Genomic DNA, 6211 nt, shown 5'->3' with positions numbered 1-6211 from the left:
GGGAATAGCTCAGTTGGTAGAGCACGACCTTGCCAAGGTCGGGGTCGCGAGTTCGAGTCTCGTTTCCCGCTCCAAATCAAGATCTACAGAGTTCCATGAGATTCTGTAAATCCTCGAAAACAGACGCTTCGGCGTCTTTTTTCGTTTCAGCGCAGTTCGCCCGAATCCATCATCAGCCTTGAAATTCAATGTGCCACTGCTAGGCGCCCTTCGCACAGACGACAGTGCAAAGCCTGCGGGGGCTTTGAGGGCGTGGTTCCTTGTCGAAGCCGGTTTCCTTGATCAGCAGAGGGAGTGGTTTTTGTCAACCCACCAGTGTCACGGGTACGTAAGGGAACGGGATCCAGGTGAGTTTGTTGTCCACGCTGAAATAGCACAGGATGTCGATCTGATAAGAGACCGTGAACACGCTCAGCGCTGCCGGGGTTACCGAACCTACCGTCATGATCCCTGTTGCCGACGTTACCGGGGTCGCGTCTGTGACCACGACAGGAGCGTCGCCTCCATCGTTACGCTTGCCGGTGATGTGCAGCCTGACGAACTGACTGGTATCCCTGAGTGGCCACGTGTTGAGGGTAAAGGTGGCTTGGTCTCCCATCCCACTCAGGCTCAGCTCACCACTCTGGATCGCCTCACACTGAGGCGCGGGCAGATTGGTGGGGGTTCGTACCGTCAGCGTGTGAAGCCCGGATGTATGAGTTGTGCCGCGACGGGTTACCGTGTAATACAGCGCAAGGCTACTGCCCATGCGTGCCGCAACGTTGGTTCTGGGGATGGGGCAGGCAATGTCGCCGGTAGCCACCTCGACGGGGGCGTCATAGGCGCCGTGTTCCCCTGGGTTTGCCCAGTATACCCTCACGCTGTCAGCGGGCTCGAAGGGGTTACCCGCTTTTATGATGATGGTTGCGCCATTCGAGGCCCGAACCGGGTCCAGCGTGCTGCTGCTTCCCGTACTGCCCGTTTCCTTCAGGTAGGGTGTGGAGAAGTTCACGGGTAACGGAGTGGGTTTGGCGTCCAGCAGCACAATTTGCGACTGTAGTTCTGGCGTGCCCAAATAATCCTGAACCGTGTACCGCGCATAGCGTAGGCCGTCAGCCATATCACGGATGTGCTTGCCTGGGATGATCACCTTCAGCGGTTTGTTGATGTCTCCCTGTGTTACGGGCCTGCTCCCCGCCTGGTGCATGCCGGAGGGGGAGGTGGACCAATACCAGGTCAGCACATCACCCACACGGATACCTGAATAAAGGGGCACAGTGGCCTCCAGTTCTTCATTGTGCTCCACCAGATAGGCGTCGGTGACACCGTTTTGGACTACCTCAGGGTCGAACACCAGCATGTTGTCCGCCGGTAGTTGAGGGGGCGTTCGGTCGATGGTGATGTGAAAGGGTAGTGAAGACGAAGGGTTGCCGCTGTAGAGCTTTACATGATGAAACAGGGTATGTCTCCCCTCGCTGAGCAACAGGTGTTGCGGTACGTGGAGGAACAGGTCGTCCTCGGGCACCGGCGCTGTCCATGACTTTTGAGCGACTGCTGTATCGTCCCAGTACAGCGTCAGCGTTTCCTCACCCATTGCGGGATTGGAGTTCTTCCACATCTTGAACCTGACTTCAAGCGGCTGATGCGTTGCGCTGAAACGCAGTAAATGGGTTTCGCCACCCTCAAGGTCTGGTAGCAGCGCCGCGATCTCGGGTGGATCGAGTGGGTCTGCCTGAGTGGTCCGCCCCTTGAGCGAGGACCAGAGTGAACGGATCAGGGTAATCAATGGCATGGCTTGGTCTCCTGTCAAGGACAAGCATTGAGTGCTGATTTGTGCCCTGCGTGCGCCGGACTGCGCCGCAGGGTGCTGCAATCACCAGTTGTAACGGACGCCCACGCTCACCCCCCAAGGCTGTTCGAGCTGCTCGCCGTTGGCATAGTCGAACTCCGCATGTACCTGCCATTGCTGGTCCCAGGCTGCCACCACACCGGCGCCCAGTTCGGCGCGCGAGCCCGCCAGGTCATTGTCGAGGCTGTTGCCGTTCACCTTCACGCGGTTGTTGTTGACGAACTCGTGAGCCCCGGCAACCCGTACATAAGGCTGAATCATGCGGCCCTGGCCGTAGTCGAAGGTGCGCCCGGCAGTTGTACCCAGCTTGCCCTGCAGCGAGCGGGTGTCGTCACCGCTGGCCTGCAAGCCATTGGCCAGGTGATACGACTGACCTTCGATGGCCATGGCTGCCAGTTGGGCATAAGGCTCGATGAAGTAACCATCCTCCAGCTTGATATGCCGACCGGCCTCCAGTGACACCCCGATGCCGTGATTGCTGTAGTCGCCTTTGGTCTTGCTGCCATCACTCAACTGCACATCGGCACGGTTCTGGTAGCGGTTGACTTTTACAACGCCATCGAAGTAGTAGCCGTTTTGCGAGTCGAGCCAAGTGGTGTAGGCCCCCATGTGGTAACTGTCGACCTTGCCCGAGCTGCCGCCCTGCAAGTTGAGGTCTGAGTTGCTGTAGCCCGCTGTGACCCCGATCAGCCAGTTGCCATCGCCGATTGGCAGGCGACCGTCGGCACCGAACGACAGCCCTTGTTGCTGCTGCTTGTAGCCGAAGCCGGAGGTAGAAGCGTTGAACTGGTTGCCATAGCTGCGCATCCAGCCACCCGATGCGCCGTCGTTACGGCGTACCTCACCCATGCGGCTGCGCAAGGTGGTAAGTTCGCCATACCAGACGGTAGGGGCGGTATTGGCCAGTGCCAGGATGGTCTTGGTGCCATTGCTGAGCGAGCGCATCGAGGCGTCCAGGTACCAGTCATTACCGCGCTGGGTCAGGCCATAGGCGAAGGTGCCCAGGTCAACCGGGCCGCCCGCCAGCGAGAAGCTCGCATCGCCTGCGGCGGTATGCACCAGATGCAGTTCGGTGTCGGCCAGCGGGTCTTTGCCTGTGCTGGTCACGCGGATCTCATGGTTGCCGGTGGCGGCACCCGTCACCTCGAGCAGGTCGCTTTTGCCGTCGGCAAAGTCGGCGTTCATGATGAAGGTGCCGCTACCTTCCAGGTTGGCCACCTGCAAGGTGTAGAACTCGCCATCATCACCAAACGCCACTGCGCCGCCGTCCAGCGCCAAGTCCTTGAGCTGTGCGTCGCCAGTCATGGTCCATTGGCCACCGCTGTTCAAGGCCAGCAGGTCAAGGTTGTGCAGGCGGCCTTTGAGGGTTGCCTGGTTGGCCAAGGTCAGCTTGCCGCTGCCGCCTTCGGCGACGACGATATCGCCCTCCAGGGCGCTGGCGCTGACCAGGATATCGGCGGTGCCGACGGCGCCGACTTCCACCAGTGTGCCATTACCGGCCTTGAGGGTGGAGCCGTTCAATACCTCGATCCTGGCACTCGCCGGTGCGTTCCCCGCCGTAGCGACGGCAATGGCAGAACCGTTCAGGCCCTCTACGTGGCTGGCATCCAGTACCACTGTGCTGGTTCCGGCGGGCTGGCCGCTGTCGCCACGCACGCGGAGGCCATCCTGGTCGCCGACGATGCGGCTGCCTGCAGTGGCCTGCAGGTTGCCATCGAACAGGTTGATCCCGGCACTGTTGGTGTTGGTGCCAGTGACTTGGCTGGCTGACAGCGTCAACAGGCTATTGTTGATGACCGCGCCCACCGCGCCGCCGCTGATGGTGCTGTCAAACGCGTCAACCCGTGCGTCGCTGCCTATGGACAGGCCCTGGAAGGCAGATGTCACGCGGCTGTTGCTGATAGTGGCCCCGGCCGCGCTGATGCGCAGGCCTGCGGCGTTGCCAGTGGCGTTTACCTGGCTACCATTGAGCACCAGCCTTGAGCCCTCCAGCACCCTGATGTCACGAGTAATGGCGCCGTTGGCCGTGAGGGTGGCGCCGTCCATTACCGTGTAGTTGTCAAGTGCTGCGCTGCCATCGATCGTTGTGTCATTCTTGATCGGTGTCTGGGCCCAGCTGTCCGGGCTGAGCAGGAGCGCAGGGGCCAATGTGGCTGCGCGCAGAACCTGGCGTAGGGGCAAGGGGGAGAATGCTGACATACGAATACCTGTGTCTTGTCCAAGTCGGAACCGGCCAGCGCCTGTTGCAGGCTGGCCATTGGCGCCGAAGTCTATGGATTTAGCGGATATTTCCTGTAGGAAAAGCCTGATTAAGCTCGCGGCTTTTCCTATCTATGAGCGCGGGCTACCTTGCCAGCCCGTCCTTGGGCGCCCCGTTCATGGAACCGCACAGGTGCCTGTTCCAGCAGTGCCCAGGCTGACCACAGCTTCGGCTGTTTTCGATGTGACGGTTTCTCCCCCGTGCTGGAAGCTGTACTGCACGCGGCCGCGACCATCCGCGCCAAAACCAGTGGGGTCATAGATACTGAGGATGTGGGGATTGTAGGGTTTGACTTCCCAATAAAAGCCCGCAGCCGCTTCTGCTGCGTTGATTGTGCGGGGCTCGGTCAATCTGGCTGCCGGGATCTCATTATCCCCGGTGTAGCCACCCCATCCAGTCCATGTCAGGGTTACCTCACCGCCATTGGGCAGGTACTGGTTCAGTGGTGGCACGAACACCTTGAACGCAGGGTCGCCAGTTGGGTTCAGTGGATCTTCCCAAAGGGATTCACAGTTGAGGAATCTATTATTGTACAGACGTTGAAACTCGGGAGCGTCCGGCTCGATGACAACGGCGTTGGCATTGACCACTGCAGTAGGCGAATTTTGCTCGTTACCTACCCCGGTCGCTTTGCGGATGGTGTAGTGCACCGGTAGCGTGGGGTTATTGCTGGCATTAAGTATGTAGGTCCAGGGAAGCGGCCGCTCGATATCTGCAGGGTGGCTTAAATCGACATCATACCTAGCCTCGGTGACCAGCGTGCCGGCCCAATAGAATTCCATGATGTCAGTATCTTTGGCATCGTCATGACGTTTGACCTTGAACGTTGCCGCCTCGCCGGTATCACTCCGATCCAGCACGTTTTCCTGTTGAGAGTTCTTGCCCCAGACCGCAGGGGCGTCGAGTTTGCTGTTGATGGGGTCTGGCCAAGTGGGGTCGGGGTCGGGGCGGTCGGGGCCTGCGACAGAGAAATCAACCTTCAGTGTGGTGCTTTCTGGGCCATAGGGAACACCATGGCGCAGTACACGATAACTGACGTCGGTCTCTAGTTCGGTATCTGCGGCGCCATAGGCTTCACGCAGGCGATCGGGCGGTACACTGATGTAAAACGGCAGATTACGCGAGCCAATCTCTTCGGTGAAAGGTTTGGAGGCGCCCCAGGTGACCTCGACAATGTCGCTTCTCCGGTAGTTGGTATAGTCGACTTCAACCGTGACGCCTGCCTGCGCATCGGCCAGGTCGATCATGCCATCACCTTGGGCGAGGGGTACTACCGGCGCTTGCAGCGCGGTGGGTAATGACCCAAGGTTTACATAAACCTCTGCGATCTTGGAGATGCGGCTGCGGTTGGTAGCTTTATCCAACAGGATATAAACAATGTAGAAGTGACCGTCACTCAGGCTTTCTATGTCGGTCTTGGTTATCAGCAGTTCCCGGTTCGCGGGTAGTGTGCCATGACCAATGGGGGGCGGTATTTGCCCCTCAACCGGAACGGTGTCAGAGTAATAAAGTGCGTAAGTATCCTTTTCGTCCTGATCAGTATAAGGCGGTAATGTTACTGTCAGGCCGTTTGGGTTGGTGCTGAAAAAAGCGTCTGTCACCACGTTTCCATTGAGTGCCGCTGGTTCAGGTTCAACAGCATCCCACGGTGGTGTTTTATCGAAAATCAGATCGATTGCGGGAGAGTATTCTGGCGTAGGTGTATTGTACCTGTCGATTCTATAGCGCAGTTGGCGCTTGCCATCACGGGGGTAATCAGCTTTGGGGATCTGCAGCGTCGTAGGGAATACACTGTCCTTATCGTATTGGGCGCTGGCGCCAACTTCCAGAAAGTCACCGACACCTGGCCCGTCAACGATAGCCATTTCCAGTTGCAATGTGTCCTTGTCACCCAGGATTGGGTCGGGCAGGTTTAGCCATGCCTGTATGAGCACATCAAGGTCTGCATCGAGGACGTCCTTGTTCAAGGTCCCGTCCGCTAGGTCGACTATCCCTTGGACTTCAGGGGGCGCCAGGGCATCGACCTGCTGCGTCGCCAACCTGGCAATACGCTGTTTTTGATAGTCAAGACGTGCTTTTGCTGCAAGTAGACGTGCCGAGTCATTGCTCATGCGAAGTGCTCC

At 58.7% G+C, this 6211-nt stretch carries 3 protein-coding genes; all 3 read right to left on the bottom strand.

Going from position 1 to position 6211, the window contains the following annotated elements; all coding sequences use genetic code 11:
* Window positions 1–304 precede the first annotated feature (304 nt).
* A complete protein-coding gene (locus QYE47_RS22900) occupies window positions 305–1771 on the bottom strand; it encodes a hypothetical protein (RefSeq protein ID WP_019437429.1) in 1467 nt (488 codons plus the stop codon).
* An 81-nt stretch (window positions 1772–1852) separates the two neighbouring features.
* On the bottom strand, window positions 1853–4027 hold the full coding sequence (locus QYE47_RS22895; protein WP_019437428.1) for an autotransporter outer membrane beta-barrel domain-containing protein: 2175 nt from the start codon (window positions 4025–4027) through the stop codon (window positions 1853–1855).
* A gap of 177 nt (window positions 4028–4204) precedes the next feature.
* Window positions 4205–6199, bottom strand: coding sequence for a hypothetical protein (locus QYE47_RS22890; protein WP_019437427.1), 1995 nt, complete (start codon window positions 6197–6199; stop codon window positions 4205–4207).
* Between the last annotated feature and the right edge of the window lie 12 nt (window positions 6200–6211).

Origin of the sequence: Pseudomonas sp. 2,4-D (assembly GCF_030418155.1) — a bacterium.
In the GTDB taxonomy this organism is placed as follows: Bacteria; Pseudomonadota; Gammaproteobacteria; order Pseudomonadales; family Pseudomonadaceae; genus Aquipseudomonas; species Aquipseudomonas alloputida.
The sequence above is the reverse complement of the archived record's forward strand: the minus strand, read 5'-3'. Positions and strand labels throughout refer to the sequence as shown.

What these genes read in the sequence shown, in the direction of transcription:
- QYE47_RS22900 (WP_019437429.1), bottom strand. Translation starts at nt 1,771, where the DNA reads ATGCCATTGATTACCCTGATCCGTTCACTCTGGTCCTCGCTCAAGGGG.
- QYE47_RS22895 (WP_019437428.1), bottom strand. Translation starts at nt 4,027, where the DNA reads ATGTCAGCATTCTCCCCCTTGCCCCTACGCCAGGTTCTGCGCGCAGCC.
- QYE47_RS22890 (WP_019437427.1), bottom strand. Translation starts at nt 6,199, where the DNA reads ATGAGCAATGACTCGGCACGTCTACTTGCAGCAAAAGCACGTCTTGAC.